The following is an 18069-nucleotide window of genomic DNA, read 5'->3' as shown; positions in this document are numbered from 1 at the left end:
GAAAAAAAGGGTCGGTATAACTCAATAAACCGGCCTTTTTTAACTTTAGTTGTAAGTAAAAAGCTTTTTAAGCTTTAGCCTTTTCTTAATTTTAATTTTAATTAATGAATAATACCATATCTACAAATAGCAATCATTCTGTTTCTTCTGAAACAAGAAAAATAACATCTGAAATGATAACACTTAACGGTGAAAGTTATTTTAAAATTTCAAATAGCGATAAAATGCGTCCATTTTTTATGAGCATTGTAAGTGATTCAAATCATTGGATGTTTATTTCAAGTAATGGTGGTTTAACAGCAGGAAGAAAAAATGCAGAGTATGCCTTGTTTCCTTATTATACTGACGATAAACTTACAGAATTAGCAGACACTACAGGTAGTAAAGCTATTTTTCAAGTAAACTTAAATGGGAAAACACACTTGTGGGAACCGTTTTCAATACGTCAAACAGGTATTTATAATACTCAAACAAACTTGTATAAAAATGTATATGGAAATAAAGTTGTGTTTGAAGAAAGTAATCTGGACTTAGGGTTAACATTTAGGTACGAATGGAATTCAAGTAATAAATTTGGTTTTGTAAAGAAATCAATATTAATTAATAATTCAGATGCTGCACTTAACATTAAGGTTTTAGATGGTTTACAAAATATTATACCAAACAATGTAAATTCAGAATTACAAAATAGTAGAAGCAATCTTGTTGATGCTTACAAAAAAAGTGAATTACAAAAAGAAGTTGGTTTAGGGATATACGCATTAAGCGCAGTAATTGTTGATAAAGCTGAACCAAGTGAAGCCTTAAAAGCTAATACAGTTTGGTCTATTGGATTTAACAATCCAATACACTTACTATCATCAACCCAACTTGACAATTTTAGACGTGGTGAAGTTATTCATGAAGAAATTGATATAAAAGCCGAAAAAGGGGCTTATTTCATTTGTTCTGATATTGAGTTAAATTCAAAATCAGAAATAAATTGGATGTTTGTTGCTAATGTCAATCAATCTATTTCCGATGTTGTAAAAATTTCTGAGGTTATTAAAAATAATAACAATCTTTCAGATATAATTCAAAATGATATTGATTTAGGCACAAATAACCTAATCAAAATAACAGGAAATGCAGATGGTTTGCAACTTACTGCAGACCAATTAGTAAATACTAGACATTTTTCAAATACACTTTTCAACATTATGCGTGGTGGTATTTTTGATGATGACTATAAAATTGAAAAAAGAGATTTTTTAAAATATTTAGCTCAAGCCAATAACGAAGTATTCAATAATAATGAAGGTATTTTAAAAACTTTACCAGAATTATTTTCACTAAACGATGTTAAAAACATTGCAGAAAACAGTAATGACAAAGATTTTAAAAGACTTTGTTTTGAGTATTTACCATTAAAATTTAGTAGAAGACATGGTGATCCAAGTAGACCTTGGAACAAGTTTTCTATTAATACACAAAGTGAAATAGATGGTTCTAAAATTCTAGACTACGAAGGGAATTGGCGTGATATTTTCCAAAACTGGGAAGCATTAGCGCATTCGTATCCTGAGTTTATAGAAGGTATGATTCATAAATTTTTAAATGCAACAACCTTTGAAGGTTATAATCCTTATCGAGTAACTAAAGGTGGTTTTGATTGGGAAGTTATTGAAGAGCACGACCCGTGGTCTTATATTGGCTATTGGGGGGATCATCAAATAATATATCTTTTAAAATTCTTAGAGTTTATTGAAGATTATTACCCAAATCAATTAGAAAAACGTTTCTCTGAAAATATTTTTGTGTATGCCAATGTGCCATACATAATTAAAAGTTATGAGGATACATTAAAAAACCCAAAAGATACTATTGATTTTAATTACGATTTAAATAATAAAATAGATAAAAGGCGTGAAGTTTTAGGTGCCGATGGTGCTTTATTAACAGATAAAAATGCCAACATATACAAAGTCAATTTAATTGAAAAATTATTGGCTACAGTATTATCTAAAGTATCGAATTTTATTCCAGAAGGCGGTATTTGGTTAAATACCCAACGTCCAGAATGGAATGATGCTAACAATGCTTTGGTTGGTAATGGTGTTTCTATGGTCACACTAAATTACTTATATCGCTTTTTAGACTTTTTTGATAAATTAATTTCAAAATCTGAAACGAAACAAGTTGAAATCTCACAAGAATTAGCTGTTTTCTTCAATAGTATTGTTAAAACACTTCAAGATAATGCAGCTGTTTTATCTGGAAAAATTTCAGATAAAGACAGAAAAACAGTTCTTGATGGTTTAGGTCAAGCAGGAAGTAATTACAGAGAAATCATTTATAGTAGTGGGTTTTCTAATTTAAAATCAGATTTAAATTTAGAAGATATCTCAAGCTTTATTGAAGTTACTAAAGCATATTTAGAACACAGTATAGATGCAAATAAGCGTAATGATAATATGTATCATGCTTATAATTTAATGACTGTTGAAAATGACCAAGAAATATCAATTTCTTACTTATCAGAAATGTTAGAAGGACAAGTAGCAGCATTAAGCTCAGGCTACCTCTCTCCTACTAACGCTTTAAGTTTGTTAGACGGATTGAAAAATAGCGCTTTGTTTAGAGAAGATCAATATAGTTATATTCTGTATCCTAATAAAGACTTACCAAGATTCGATAAAAAGAATAATATCCCATCAACTAAAGTTGAGCAGTCTAGTTTATTAAAACAATTGGTAGCCGATGGAAACAGACAAATTATAGAACAAGATGTTTTAGGAAATTATCATTTTAATGGCAATTTTAATAATGCAAATAGTTTACAAGACGCATTAGATAAGCTAGATGGTCATTATAAATCTTTAGTAGAAAAAGACTCAGATTATTTATTACAAACCTTTGAAGATATTTTTGATCATAAATCTTTTACTGGACGTTCAGGTACGTTTTTTGGTTATGAAGGTTTAGGTTCTATTTATTGGCATATGGTTTCTAAATTATCATTAGCCGTTCAAGAAAACTGTTTACTTGCTATTAATAATAATGAAGATGATGCTATAATTGGAAGGTTGTTAGATCACTATTATGAAATTAATGCAGGAATTGGTGTTCATAAATCTCCAGAACTATATGGTGCTTTCCCTACCGATCCTTATTCTCATACTCCAGCAACAAAAGGCGCACAACAACCAGGTATGACAGGTCAAGTTAAGGAAGATGTATTAACCAGATTTGGTGAATTAGGTGTTTTTGTTAAAGATGGTAAAATAGTTTTTAACCCTAGATTACTTCAAATAAATGAATTTTTAGAAACACCATCAACGTTTAGTTTTAATAATGTAAATAAAGAACCACAAGAAATAAATATTGAAGAAAACTCACTTTGTTTCACATATTGTAAAGTTCCTGTTATATATAAACTATCAAATAAAACAGGTTTAAAAGTGGTTTATAATGATGGTAAAAGTTCTGAATTAGAAGGCATGAGTCTTGATTTAAAAACTTCAGAGTCATTATTCCAAAGAAAAGGAGACGTAAACCAAATTATTGTAACACTAAATAAATAGTAGCTAAAACGATGTTTAAGCTTTTTAAATATATATCAATTTCAATTGTATTAATGATGTTAGGATGTAATGAAAACCCGAAAATAAAAAATCAGTTAACAGCTGCTGATATTTTAGGCAATCCAGAATACCTAGCAATCTCTTATGGGGGTTATCGCAAAAACACTAGAGATATTCAACCAACTATTTTCGAATTAAAAGAAGACATGAGGTTGATGTCTGCAATGGGTGTAAAGATATTACGTACTTATAATGTGCAATTACAACAAGCACCAAATTTATTAAAAGCAATAAGCGAATTAAAAGCAGAAGACCCAAACTTTGAAATGTATGTTATGTTAGGGGCCTGGATAGATTGTGAAAACGCATGGACAGATAAGGCACCAAATCATGATGTTGAAGACCTTAAGAATAATACTGCCGAAATAAAACGTGCTGTCACTTTAGCAAAACAATATCCAGATATAGTTAAAATTATTGCTGTTGGTAACGAAGCAATGGTAAAATGGGCAACGAGTTATTATGTTCAGCCTAATGTTATTTTAAAATGGGTAAACCATTTACAGGACTTAAAATCTACAGGAGAATTATCTAAAGATTTATGGATTACAAGTTCTGATAATTTTGCTTCATGGGGAGGCGGTAGTGAAGAATATCATGTTGAAGATTTAAACAAGTTAATACATGCTGTCGATTATATTTCTATGCACACTTACCCTATGCACGACACTCATTACCACCCAGTATTTTGGGGTGTAGATGAAAATGACACGAATCTATCAAGTTTAAAAAAGTTGGAAAGTGTTATGTTAAAGGCAAAACAATATGCCATTACACAATACGATAGTGTTTTTAATTATATGAAAAATATAGGAGTTAACAAACTTATACATATTGGAGAAACAGGTTGGGCGAGTCATTCAAATGAGCTTTATGGAGCTCATGGCTCTAGAGCTACAGACGAATATAAAGAAGCATTGTATTATAAATATATGCGTGAATGGACCAATAATGCAAACATGTCTTGTTTCTATTTTGAAGCGTTTGATGAAAATTGGAAAGATGCTAATAACCCTCAAGGATCAGAAAATCATTTCGGATTATTTACTATAGACGGAAAGGCAAAATACGCACTTTGGGATTTAGTTGATTCAGGAACTTTTAAAGGTTTAACTAGAAACGGAAATCCCATTTCTAAAACTTATAATGGTGATAAGACAGCACTAATGGAATATGTTTTAATCCCAGATAAAAAACAATTAATAATGCATAATTAATCACATTTTTATATGGCAAAATATGTTATTACATTAATAGTTATTTGTTTTTGTTTGTCTTGTAAAAAAGACAAACAAAATAGTCCTGTTCCTCATTCTGAAAGACATATTTACGTAAACAATAAGCCTTATACTATTAAAGGTATTTGTTATCATCCTGTTCCTAAAGGTAGTGTAAAAAGAGATTTTACAACCATAGCTCAAGATTTGGCTTTAATGCAAGAAGCAGGCATTAATACAATAAGAGTTTATGCTCCTATTGATGATATAACAGTTTTAGACAAAATACATGAAGCTGGAATTAAAATTATTATAGGTTTCGGTTTTGATCAGAATGGTGTTTATGACATTAAATCAGGTACTTGTATAGATTATGTAAATAAATACAAAAACCACCCTTCAATTTTAATGTGGGAATTAGGTAATGAATACAATTATCATCCAGAATGGTTTGAAGGCGATATTAAAAATTGGTATAGCTCCATGAATTCTACTGCAAATTTAATTCATCAAATTGATAATGCACATCCAGTAACAACCGCACATGGTGAGCTACCAGATCAATTAGCGCTTACCTCCTGCCCTAATATAGATGTTTGGGGCATGAATGTTTACCGTTGGGACAACCCAGAACCAATTTTTAAGCAATGGAAAGCAATTAGTACTAAACCTATGTATATATCAGAAGCAGGTGGTGATAGCTACATGACCATAGCAAAAGAAGGTTTTGAAAAAGGAGAAAATGAAAAGGCACAAGCAGCAGCCAACGCTAAAATATTAACTAAGATTTTCGAAAACCAAGAAATATGTTTAGGTGTTACTATGTTCTCTTTTACAGACGGCTGGTGGAAAGCAGGAAACCCTAACAAGCAAGATATTGGGGGCTGGGCACCAAATAGTAGTGGTGTGCCGTATGATGGTTCTCCAAATGAGGAATTTTGGGGTATTGTAGATATTGACAGAAATAAAAAAGAAACATTTAGTATTATAAAAACTAAATATAATTAGATAAATCATTAAAAATGAAGAAGCATAATTTCATTGTTATTTTTATAATTATGATTGTATTATCAAGTTGTAATGTAGAACAAAAAAAGATGAATTTTGAAGTATTTGAAACTTCTAAAGCTGGTAATAAGTTAACCAAAATTACTAAGTTTAAAACTCATGATAGTGTTGTAACTATTAATTTGAAACCAGAACAAACACTTCAAACCATATCAGGCTTTGGTGGCGCCTTTACAGAGTCTTCTGCTTATTTACTAAATAAACTTAGTAAAAAGAATAGAGACACCATTATTCAAGCTTATTTCGCAAAAGATGGTGCTAATTATTCTTTAACAAGAACACATATGAATTCATGCGATTTTTCATTAACAAACTATTCATATACTCCTGTTGAAGGTGATAAAAATTTAGAGCATTTCACTATAAAAGAAGACATGGATGATTTAATTCCTATGATAAAAGATGCTTTAGCAGTATCAGAAGATGGGTTTAATATTTTTGCATCTCCATGGTCTGCGGCACCATGGATGAAGGATAATAATAAATGGGTTGGTGGTAAATTACTTCCTGAATATTATGATACTTGGGCACTATTCTTTTCAAAATATATTGAGGCTTATAAAGCACAAGGAATAGAAATTTGGGGATTTACAGTTGAAAATGAACCACATGGAAACGGAAACAATTGGGAAAGTATGCATTTTTCACCTAAAGAAATGACTGATTTTGTCCAGTTTCATTTAGGTCCAAAATTAGAGACCGACGGTTATGGTGATAAAATAATTTTAGGTTACGATCAAAACAGAGCAGGCTTAAAAGAGTGGGTAGATGAAATGTATAGAGATGAAGCCTCTTCTAAATATTTTCACGGAACAGCTATTCATTGGTATGAAAGTACCTATGATTATTTTCCTGAGGCCTTGCAGTATGCACATAATAAAGCACCAAATAAATACCTAATTGAAACTGAGGGTTGTATAGATTCACAAGTTCCTGTTTGGCAAGATGATGCTTGGTATTGGAAAAAAGAAGCTACAGATTGGGGCTGGGATTGGGCTCCAGATGAGGATAAACATTTACACCCTAAATATTCACCAGTTAATCGTTATGCTAGAGATATAATAGGCTGCCTAAACAATTGGGTTGATGGATGGGTAGATTGGAATATGGTTTTAGACAAGCAAGGGGGCCCAAACTGGTTTGAAAACTGGTGTGTAGCCCCTGTGATTGTTGATCCAGATAAAGATGAGGTTTATTTTACACCTCTTTATTATACCATGGCACATTTTAGCAAGTATATTAGGCCTAAAGCTAAGGTTATTTCTCATAGTAATTCAAATGAAGATCTTATGGTTACCGCAGCACAAAATCTAGATGGCACTATATCAGTTGTACTTTTTAATGAATTTGATACACCAAAATCGATTCGTTTAACCTTAAATGATGAAACTATTGAATTCTCAATAGATGCACAAGCAATCCAAACATTAATAATTACTAATTAGTAGTAAAATATTGTTTAACCAACTAAACTAAAACTAATGAATAACATAAAAACTCCAATAAATGACAGAGTGCCTTTAGGGCAAAAAGCAGCATTTGGTTCAGGACATTTGGTGTTAAATTTGTTACCAGGTGCTTTAGCTGTTTTTATGTTTTTTCTAGTAACAGCTTTTGGAATGGATCCCTTTTTAGCTGGTTTGTTAGGTGGTTTACCCAGAATATTTGATGCACTTACAGACCCAATTATGGGTTTTATTTCTGATAACACTAAGTCAAAGTGGGGTCGACGACGACCTTATATTTTTGTTGGAGCTATTTTAAGTGGTATACTATTCGCTCTATTATTTCAAATGAGTGAAGATAATTCTGTGATGTTCAATTTTTGGTATTTCCTGTTAATGTCCCTTTTATTTTTAGTTGGTAACACCATGTATGCAACACCTTTAGTTGGTTTAGGGTATGAAATGACATCAGACTATAATGAGCGTACACGTTTAATGGCATTTGCAAATACAGTAGGACAAATAGCTTGGATGCTAGTACCTTGGTTTTGGGTAGTTATTGCAGACCCTACAGTCTTTCCTTTAAGTGATGAAACTTTAATGACTATTGGAGAAATGGGACTTTCAGGTGACGATTTATTAAAAATAACAAACGAAAAATTACAAGCAACTGGAGTACGAAAATTGTCTATTGTAGTTGGTATAGGTTGTGCTGTACTTGGAGTTTTACCAGCTTTATTCTGTAAAGGAATGGACGCAGGAAAAATGGAAAACAGAAAAAGAATAAGCCTTAAAACGCTATCATCTAGTTTTAAAGAGTTATTTCAAGGCATTAAAGAAGTATTTAAAAATAAACCTTTTATGAAATTATGCGGTGCAACACTTCTTGTATTTAACGGTTTTCAAATGGTGGCTTCATTTAGCTTTTTTATTATTGTTTTTTATATTTATAATGGTAATTATGGTGATGCAGGAACCTGGCCTGCTTGGTTTGCTTCTTTTACTGCTGTTGTTACTGCATTTATGGTTATTCCAATTATTACACGTTTTGCCAATAAATGGGGTAAACGTAATGCCTTCATTATCTCAACAGTTATATCAATTATTGGTTATATCTTAAAATGGTGGGGTTTTGATAATGGTTTAAATGAACAATTTAATCAAACAGGTCTAGGTAAAGGATTAAATAGTTTTGTAACCTCAATATTTGATACAATTAACCCTTTTCTTGATAGTATTGGTATGTCTTGGTTTAGTATAGATGTTTCTCAAGGTGCTCCTTGGTTAATGTTTTTACCTATTCCATTAATGGCATTTGGTTTAGGCGGATTATTTACATTAATGATGAGTATGACGGCTGACGTTTGTGATTTAGATGAACTTGAAAATGGTATGCCTAGAAAAGAAGGTACTTTTGGTGCTATATACTGGTGGATGGTAAAGTTGGGTCAAGCCATTTCTCTTGTACTTGGTGGCGCTATATTATCCATAGTTGGTTTTGATGAAACTGCTGTAACACAAACAGCCGAATCAATGATAAATCTAAGAATAGCAGATATAGTTATTCCTGCTGCTACAGCTGCATTGGCTATTTTAATTATGCGTAAATATAATTTAAATGAAGAACGCGCAAAAGAAATCAAGGAAATACTAATATCTCGTAGAGGAAAATTATAATTACTTAAATATGTCTTTCAAAAAAGAAAAAATAATGTCTCTTTCTGGTGGTTTTGAAAATAATACTACAAAAGGATTGCATAATAAGTTTAATAGAATTTTAAAAAATGGTATACATGGTATCTGTTTTAGTGCATATGAAGAAGGGCAACAAGCTGGTGATCAAATTACCGAAAAACAAATAAGAAGGCGTTTACGAATATTAATGCCTCACACAAAATGGATAAGAACTTTTTCTTGTACAGATGGGAATGAACTTATACCTGTAATTGCTAAAGAATACGGCATAAAGACATTAGTTGGTGCTTGGTTAGGTGATAATGATGAAATAAATAAAAAAGAAATTGCCGGATTAATCAGGCTTGCAAAAGATGGTTATGTTGATATTGCTGCTGTTGGAAACGAAGTTATGTATAGGGGTGATTTATCAGAACAAGCGTTAATAAATTACATTAATCAGGTAAAAAAAGTAATACCAACCATACAAGTTGGTTATGTTGACGCTTATTATGAGTTTGCAAAACGTCCAAAAATTACTGAAGCTTGCGATATTGTTTTAGCCAATTGTTATCCATATTGGGAAGGATGTAGTTTAGAGTATTCTTTAATTTATATGAAAGATATGTTCAACAGAGCCGTTAAAGCAGCTAATGGCAAAAAAGTAATTATAACTGAAACGGGTTGGCCCAGTCAAGGTTTAGGTTTACATGGTGCAATTCCATCTTACGATAATGCCTTAAAATACTTCATTAATACACAAGAATGGGCTAGTGAAGATTATATAGATATTTTTTATTTCTCATCGTTTGATGAGTCTTGGAAAGTTGGAACAGAAGGTGATGTTGGTGCCTATTGGGGTTTATGGGATAAATACGAAAAGCCCAAATTCTATTCAAAACCATTATCATTAAAGAAATTAAAAAGAGCTATTAAGGCTAAATATTAATTTTTTTTTAAATTTTAGAACTCATAATGTATCCTGTTTTTAACAGGATTTTTTTATGATTAATATTTATAATTCAATGAATTATAAATATTTAAGTTAATGGTAAAGATAAAAAATACTATACAGCCTTTTTTTGGTGGTTAATTGACCACAACATTACCACTACATTTAAAATATTAATAAAATAGTAAGATTTTACTTTCTAGTGTAATTAGCAACAAACAAAGGGTATTTTGATAAATTCTTATTAAATGTGTATTTTTTTTGTCATGTATGTTATTTGTAGTGGTTATAAATGATGTTTTATCAATATATCTAGTTTAATTTTATAAACAACAAAAACTAAATATTAATAATTCATTAAAATCATTTATTATGAAAAAAATTACTTTTTTACTTTTTTTAATTTCTTCTGTGTGCTTTTCGCAAGCTTCTCACACAATAGATTTTGAACCTGCTGGAACAGGAAGCGGTTGGAATTGGACAGCTTCAGACGCTGCACCTAGTTTTTCAGAAATTGCAAATCCTGTTAGTGGAGGAATAAATACGTCTGCTACCGTTGTAGAATTTACAGCATACACAACAGATAATAACTGGGCATTATGTCATACAGACGACGATGGTGAGTTTACTTTTGATGCATCTAATTCTACAGTTAAAATTATGGTATATAAGCCAACTATTAGTGTTGTTGCTGTAAAATTTGAAGGATTAAGTCCTGCTATTGAATTACAAGAGTCTAATACTGTGATTAATCAATGGGAAGAGTTAACATTTGATTTTTCTGCACAAATAGGTAATACTTATAGTAAAATAGTAATTATACCTGATTTTGTTATGCCTTATGTAGATGGTACAGATAGAACCACGGATAATACATTATATTTTGATAATATTGTAGTACCAGATGGTACCGTTACGGGTCCTTTACCAGCTCCTACAACAGCACCAACAGCTCCTGCTCACGATGAGACAGCAAATCAAGTAATATCTATTTATAGTGATGCTTACACAGATTTAGCTGGTTCGAATTTTAATCCAGGATGGGGGCAATCTACTAGTTTTTCATTTGAAACTATAGCTGGAAATCAAGTTGCAAAATATGCAGGTTTAAATTATCAAGGAACTAATTTAGGAAGTGCTGATGGTGGTGTGCCTCAAGATGTGTCTGCTCAAACTCATTTGCATGTTGATTTTTGGACGCCTAACTCTACAGGATTAAACTTTTATATTCTTGACCAAAGTGCTGGAGAACTTGGTTATGCATTGCCTATTACAACCGAAACCTGGGTTAGTGTAGATATTCCTTTAAGTTATTTTACTACTGGTGGAGAAAGTTTAACAGATATTCATCAGTTTAAAGTAGATGGTAATGGAACGGTCTATTTTGATAACTGGTACTTCTATAATGAAACAGCTTTAAGTGCTGAGAAGTTCAATATATCAGACGTAAAAATATATCCAAACCCAACTATTAATGTTTGGAATATTAAAGCTGATAATATTAATATTAACTCAGTAAAAGTTTTAGATGTATTAGGTAAACAAGTATTAACATTTACTCCTGATGCTAGTGAAGTGGTTATTGATGGATCTACCTTAAAATCAGGTATATATTTTGCACAAATAAAAACAGATAATGGCACTAGTAGTGTAAAATTAATTAAGAAATAAGTTTAAACATTAACTTTTAATTTAATAAGAGTGTTTTTTATTAAAAGACACTCTTTTTTTTTCTTTCTAAAAATCATAATGTTATGAAATTAATTTACCCATCAATTCTTAAGAAGTTTTTGTTTTTATTTTTAGGTGTGTCATTAGCTATTAATGCACAAACTACTAACGTAGGAAGTGGCAGTTATACTAACTCGTTTCCGGGTACAGACGCTGCTGGTAGAAATGGATTTCCTTCAGGTTCGCCACAATTATCTGGTAATGCTATTGGGAAACCAGTTCCTACAAACGACTGGTGGTCTAAGCTAATAAAAGAAAATCATGCCGATAATCTTTTTAATTACCCAATGACTATGAAAACTATTAATACAGGTTTAATAGTTACTTATATCCCTTTTGGTGTAATTGGAGACTCTGCTCCCATAGAGGTGGGTATTTCAGGCTTAAATACATCACAGACAACAGTTTCAGATTATTCGGACTGGACGGTAACTATGAATTGGAATGATGGGTCTCATGAACTAAAAGCTACTTCAGGAATAGGTATGCCTTTTTTGTATTTTGAAAAAGAAAATGATGATATTTTAGAAATAAAAATAAATGCAGGAACAGTAACTATCTTATCTGAAATCCTGATAATTGAAAATGCAAGTAGCGGAGCAGATTTTGTGTTTTATGCACCAACAGGCAGTTCATGGAGCAATAGTGGTAGTACATATACCTCAACATTAAATGGCAAAAATTATTGGTCTATGGCTATGTTACCTCAAGATGCATCAAATATAAATACAGTAGCAAATGAATATAAAAAGTACGCTTATGTATTTCCAACCAATACAACTACAAATTGGTCTTATAATCCAAATAATGGATTAGTTCAAACAGACTTTGCTATTACAACCGAAACTAAAGAGGGTTCGGAAACAAATATTTTACAGGGTTTACTACCTCATCATTGGGCTAATTTAGCATCAAGTTCGGCAATGCCAAGTGGCTATAGTTATAATGGTGTTAGAGGAGAAATTAAAACCTTAGATGGTATTGCGTTTACAGTTGAGAATACCTATAAAGGGATATTACCAACAATGCCCTATTTAGCAAATTATAGTTCAGGTTTTAGTCCATCAGAGTTAGAAGCAAAAATAGCACAAATCGAAAATGATGGTTTAGCAACTTGGACAGATTCATATAATGAAGGTCAGGTTATGAATAGGCTTATACAAACAGCTAGAATTGCAGATCAAACAGGAAATGTTACTGCCAGAGATAAAATGATTTTAACTATTAAAGACCGTTTAGAAGATTGGTTAATGTATCAATCTGGCGAAAAAGCTTTTCTGTTTTATTATAATGATACATGGTCGGCAATGTTTGGATATCCAGCAGGTCATGGACAGGACACTAATATTAATGATCATCATTTCCATTGGGGATATTTTATTCATGCTGCAGCATTCATGGAGCAATTTGAACCTGGTTGGGCAGCACAATGGGGAGAGATGATTAATTTATTAATAAGGGATGCAGCATCTTCTAATAGATCTGATACTCAGTTTCCTTTTTTAAGAAATTTTAGCCCTTACGCAGGGCATTGTTGGGCTAATGGAACAGCCTCTTTTCCGCAAGGAAACGATCAAGAATCTACCTCAGAAAGTATGCAATTTAATTCTTCATTAATTCATTGGGGAACCATAACAGAAAATAATGACATAAGAGATTTAGGCGTTTACTTATATACTACAGAACAAACAGCGGTTGAGGAATATTGGTTTGATATAAATGAACGTAATTTTCAGCCTTCACAACAATATGGTTTAGTATCAAGAGTTTGGGGAAACTCTTATGATAATGGCACCTTTTGGACTTCAGATATCACAGCATCATACGGTATAGAACTTTATCCTATGCATGGAGGTTCTTTATATCTAGGTCATAATTTAGCTTATGTTCAAAAAATATGGGACGAATTAAAAACGTATACAGGTATACTAAGTGATAATGATACAAACCCCAATTTATGGCATGATACATTTTGGAAATATTTATCGTTTTTAGATCCTGAAAAGGCTATCGAATTATATGATGCTTATCCTGATCGTAATTTAAAATTTGGAATTTCAGATGTACAAACCTATCATTGGTTGCATGCTATGAATGCTTTAGGGAATTTAGACGCAACTATCACGGCTAATTATCCAATTGCAGCTGTTTTTAATAATAATGGAGATAAAACCTATGTCGCTCATAATTATTCAGACGCTCCTATTACCGTTACGTTTTCAGACGGCTATACACTAGTTGTACCTGCAAACCAAATGGCAACTAGTAAAGATATTAATGTTTCTGGCATATTATCATCCGATTTTACTCAAGCTTTCCCAAACGGAAGTGTAAATCTTTCTGCTAACACTACAGGAACTGGTATTACTAAAGTTGAGTTTTATGATGGTTCAACATTATTAGGAGAAGATACTACAGAGCCATATGAGTATAAGGCAACAAATTTAACTTTAGGTGTTCATGGTATGTATGCCAAAGTATATGTAGGTTCTAATTTTAATGTGACAAACGTTGTATCTATTCAGGTTGGCGAGCAACTCCCCTATTCTGATACACCTATTAGTATCCCAGGAATTATTGAAGCTGGTCATTATGATAAGTATGAAGGTGGTGTGGGTCAAAACATTTCATATGTAGATGTATCAGTAAACAATGAAGGTGATTTTAGAACTAATGAATATGTAGATGCTTCTTCGGATACTGCTGAAGGTGAGATTGTAGGGTATATTTCTCCTGGTGAATGGATGGAATACACAATAGATGTTCAAACAGCTGGAAATTATGATTTAAGCTTTAGATATGCATCTGGAAATTCAAGTGGCGGAGGACCATTTTACTTTGAAATTGATGGTGTTAAAATAAGCCCAGATATTACAGTAACATACACAGGAGATTGGGATGCGTGGACTAACAAAGCCGTTAGCAATATTGAATTAAACGAAGGTGAGCATGTGTTAAGACTCGTTGTTACAAATGGAGAATTCAATATTGGCAAAATGACTTTTAGTTATAATAGCCCTTTATCTTATAATCCTCCCGTTGCCGATGCCGGTAATAATGTTACAGTTATTTTACCAACAACTACAGCATCTTTAAACGGATCTATGAGTACAGATTCAGATACCCCTAGTTTAAATTATAATTGGGAACAAATTTATGGACCCTCAACAATTTCTTTTTCAGATAATACTGCCGAATTACCAAATATCTCTAATTTAGAAGAAGGTATTTATAAAATTAAATTAACGGTTAATGATGGTACATATTCATCAACAGATTCTGTATTAGTTATTGTATCTCAAACAGGTAATACTAATCCAACAGTTTCAATAACAGCTCCAGCAAATAATGCAACATTTAAAGAAGGCGAAAATATTTCAATTACAGCATCAGCCTCAGATTTAGATGGAACAATAAGCTTAGTAGAGTTTTTTGATGGAGCAACAAAATTAGGAGAAGACTCTACAGAACCTTACAGTTATATATGGAATAATGCAAGTATAGGTGCTCATCAAATTACTGCAAAAGCTATTGATGATGTTGGCGGGGAAAGTAATTCTCAAACCGTGAATATATCTGTAGATGAAGTTAAGAAATGTACAGAAGCCGGAACCACAGCTATACAAGGTTCTTTTTCTACTGGTTATAAAAGTACTTTTGAAACTATTGGTACAGATGTTATTGTAACCTTTGAAATGCTAGACTCCGATAAGTTTTCAGGAAATGCTTATTTATGGCAAGAAACACCATTTGCAGAATCTCAAATGGACTTTGTGTCAACAAATATTTTTACAAAAACTTTAAGTGGATTATCTAATGGAATGACCATTAGTTATGCGTGTAAATTTGAGTTTTCAGGTGGTTTAGCTGTTACGGAATACATAAGTTATGTTGTTGGTTCAGATTGTAGCGGAGCAAGCGATACTGAGGCACCTACAAACTTTACTGCTACATTAGGAAATGTTACTTCAACTTCTGTTGAATTATTGTTAAATGGAATAGATAATTCTGGAACTATAGTTTATGATGTCTCATATGATACAGGCTCAAAAAATACTACAGGAACTTCTGGTGTTGAAGAATCTATGAGTATTGCTGCTTTAACCCCTAATACGCTATATACTTTTAATATAACAGCAAGCGATTTAATTGGAAATACAGCAACAAATAATCCTATAATTATTCAAGCTACAACAGCAGCAGATACAAATACAGAGTGCTCTGGAATAGATTCTGATGCGCAACAAGGTTCTTTCGATATTGGATATAATTATAGTTTTTCAACTTCTGGAACAGATGTAACTTTTACTTTTGAATTACTTGATGATAAAGATGGTGTTATTGCCTATCTATGGAAACAATCTCCTTTTGGAGAGACCTCTATGACTAATGTTTCAGGAAAGATTTTTACACATACAGTTAGCGGACAAACTCCTGGAGCATCTATTAGTTATGCTTGTAAATTTGCATTTGCAGGTGGTTTAGCTGTTACTAAGTATTTTTCTTATACTGTAGGCAACACATGCTCTTTAAGTGTTAATGATATTAATTGGAAAAATAATGTTCAAATATTCCCTAACCCTACTCAAGATAGTTGGGTTATAAAAACGAATAGTATAAACATTCAAACAATTAAAGTTTTTGATGTGTTTGGTAAAAATGTTTTATCAATATCACCCAATAAATCAGAAACTAAAATTGATGGTTATAACTTAAATTCTGGATTATATTTTGCTCAAATAAAAACAGAGTCTGGTATAAAAAGTATAAAACTTATTAAAAATTAGTTTAGTTTATTTAGTATGTTTAAAAAGCGGGATTTTATAATCCTGCTTTTTTATGGAATCTTTTTCAAATCTGCTTGTCAAGCAAACCAATAGTTTTAAATTATTTCTTTACTTTGTATAGAAATCTTCTTGTTTTTATGCTAGATGACATTTTAACTGCTATCCCATTCGGAATTATACTCGCTTTTACAATCGGGCCTGTTTTTTTTGTGCTTTTAGAAACAAGTGCAACAAAAGGTTTTAGAAGCGCCTTAATTTTTGATTGTGGAGTTATGTTGGCAGATATAATTTTTATTCTTGTAGCATTTTATAGTACCAATAAGCTTTTAGAAAAAATTAAAGACGATCCTAATTTTTTAATTTTTGGCGGTGTTTTATTAGTAGCTTATGGTATAATTTCATTTGTAAAAACATCAAAATCTTTCAGAGAAATTGTTAGAGAATATCATAAAGTTGAAATAAAGAAAGGTTACGGAAAATTGTTTTTAAAAGGCTTTCTATTAAACTTTATTAATATTGGCGTATTGCTGGGATGGGTCGCTTTTATTGTACTTGCCAATTCTTTAACAGAATCTGAAGATGGGGTAATTCTTTTTTTATCAACTATCTTAATTGTGTACTTTTTGGTAGATTTAATTAAAATAATTGTTGCAAAAAAATTAAAGAATAAATTAACACCTAGATTAATATTTAAAACCAAAAAAATAATTTCGCTGGTAATTTTAGGCTTCGGAGTATTGCTTTTAGTACAAGGTTTTTTTCCAAAAGAGAAAGAACTTTTTAAAGAGAAATTAGAAAAAATTAATCCTATAAAAGAAAAGCTTACAGAATAAACTGAAAACTTTTTAGTGCAACTGTTGTATTCGAAAAACAAACACAGTAATAACTTCTTTTATCTTAGCATTTAATTTTTAAAAAAATTAAATAAAAAAAACCTCCAAGTAAAACTTGAAGGTGCTTTTGAGGCGTCGAGCGGATTCGAACCGCTGTACAAGGTTTTGCAGACCTCTGCCTAGCCACTCGGCCACGACGCCATAAATTCTTTAAAAAAAGAATCTCAATTTATTTATTGAGAGCACAAATGTAAAAAAAAAAGCGATTATTCTACGTTTAAAATCACTTTTTACGTTTTTCAGTCATTTTTATTGTTACGCTTTCAACATCACCACCAATTGGCGGGTTTAATTTACTAACGCAAACAGTTGCTTTTTTTATAAGCTTATCTTCCTTAAATATTCTATTTAGTATGCGTTTAGCAACGGTTTCAAGTAAATGAGATGGAATAGCCATTTCTTCTTTTATAATTCTATTTAAAAACACATAATCAACGGTATCACTAAGTTTATCTGTTTTTGCAGATTCTTGTAAATCGGCTTTAACCTCTAAATCAACACGGTAATCACTTCCAATTTTGGTTTCTTCTTTTAAACATCCATGGTGAGCAAATACTCTAATATTTTCAACTTTTATAATTCCCATTGTCACACAATTTAAGTCGTCAAAATTACCTAATTTTGTACAATATTTTTGTTTAATGGGTTTGTTTTTATTGAGCTATACCCAAAGCGTAAC

General features: G+C 31.5%; 10 protein-coding genes and 1 tRNA gene. 9 read left to right on the top strand and 2 right to left on the bottom strand.

What is annotated here, in order from left to right; translation table 11 throughout:
- Positions 1 to 104: 104 nt before the first annotated feature.
- The 9 genes from Q0842_RS00240 to Q0842_RS00200 all read left to right on the top strand — a co-directional run bounded on the left by Q0842_RS00240 (position 105) and on the right by Q0842_RS00200 (position 17330).
- A complete protein-coding gene (locus tag Q0842_RS00240) occupies positions 105 to 3563 on the top strand; it encodes a hypothetical protein (RefSeq protein ID WP_298492665.1) in 3459 nt (1152 codons plus the stop codon).
- Positions 3564 to 3616: 53 nt separating this feature from the next.
- Positions 3617 to 4840: a glycosyl hydrolase family 17 protein gene (locus tag Q0842_RS00235; RefSeq protein WP_298493533.1), complete on the top strand. Its 1224-nt coding sequence runs from the start codon at positions 3617 to 3619 to the stop codon at positions 4838 to 4840.
- Between the two features lie 12 nt (positions 4841 to 4852).
- Positions 4853 to 5848: a glycoside hydrolase family 2 TIM barrel-domain containing protein gene (locus tag Q0842_RS00230; protein ID WP_298492663.1), complete on the top strand. Its 996-nt coding sequence runs from the start codon at positions 4853 to 4855 to the stop codon at positions 5846 to 5848.
- A gap of 14 nt (positions 5849 to 5862) precedes the next feature.
- Positions 5863 to 7353: a glycoside hydrolase family 30 protein gene (locus Q0842_RS00225; protein WP_298492661.1), complete on the top strand. Its 1491-nt coding sequence runs from the start codon at positions 5863 to 5865 to the stop codon at positions 7351 to 7353.
- Between the two features lie 36 nt (positions 7354 to 7389).
- Positions 7390 to 9030, top strand: coding sequence for an MFS transporter (locus Q0842_RS00220; protein ID WP_298492659.1), 1641 nt, complete (start codon positions 7390 to 7392; stop codon positions 9028 to 9030).
- A 10-nt stretch (positions 9031 to 9040) separates the two neighbouring features.
- Entirely contained in the window at positions 9041 to 9976 is a 936-nt protein-coding gene (locus tag Q0842_RS00215; protein ID WP_298492657.1) for a glycosyl hydrolase family 17 protein, read from the top strand.
- 375 nt (positions 9977 to 10351) lie between these two features.
- The gene (locus Q0842_RS00210; RefSeq protein ID WP_298492654.1) at positions 10352 to 11650 is read left to right on the top strand and encodes a T9SS type A sorting domain-containing protein; all 1299 of its coding nucleotides are present in this window, start codon (positions 10352 to 10354) and stop codon (positions 11648 to 11650) included.
- An 83-nt stretch (positions 11651 to 11733) separates the two neighbouring features.
- The gene (locus Q0842_RS00205) at positions 11734 to 16497 is read left to right on the top strand and encodes a glycosyl hydrolase (protein WP_298492652.1); all 4764 of its coding nucleotides are present in this window, start codon (positions 11734 to 11736) and stop codon (positions 16495 to 16497) included.
- Between the two features lie 137 nt (positions 16498 to 16634).
- A complete protein-coding gene (locus tag Q0842_RS00200; protein WP_298492650.1) occupies positions 16635 to 17330 on the top strand; it encodes a LysE family transporter in 696 nt (231 codons plus the stop codon).
- Positions 17331 to 17460: 130 nt separating this feature from the next.
- Here the strand turns inward: Q0842_RS00200 and Q0842_RS00195 are convergent.
- Together Q0842_RS00195 and folB are read right to left on the bottom strand one after the other, a co-directional pair.
- Positions 17461 to 17531: transfer RNA gene (locus Q0842_RS00195), tRNA-Cys, on the bottom strand.
- Positions 17532 to 17613: 82 nt separating this feature from the next.
- The gene (gene folB / locus Q0842_RS00190) at positions 17614 to 17976 is read right to left on the bottom strand and encodes a dihydroneopterin aldolase (RefSeq protein ID WP_298492648.1); all 363 of its coding nucleotides are present in this window, start codon (positions 17974 to 17976) and stop codon (positions 17614 to 17616) included.
- Between the last annotated feature and the right edge of the window lie 93 nt (positions 17977 to 18069).

It is taken from the genome of uncultured Algibacter sp. (assembly GCF_947495675.1).
Classification (GTDB): Bacteria; Bacteroidota; Bacteroidia; order Flavobacteriales; family Flavobacteriaceae; genus Algibacter_B.
Note: the sequence above shows the minus strand (reverse complement) of the source record. Positions and strands in the feature narration are given on the sequence as shown.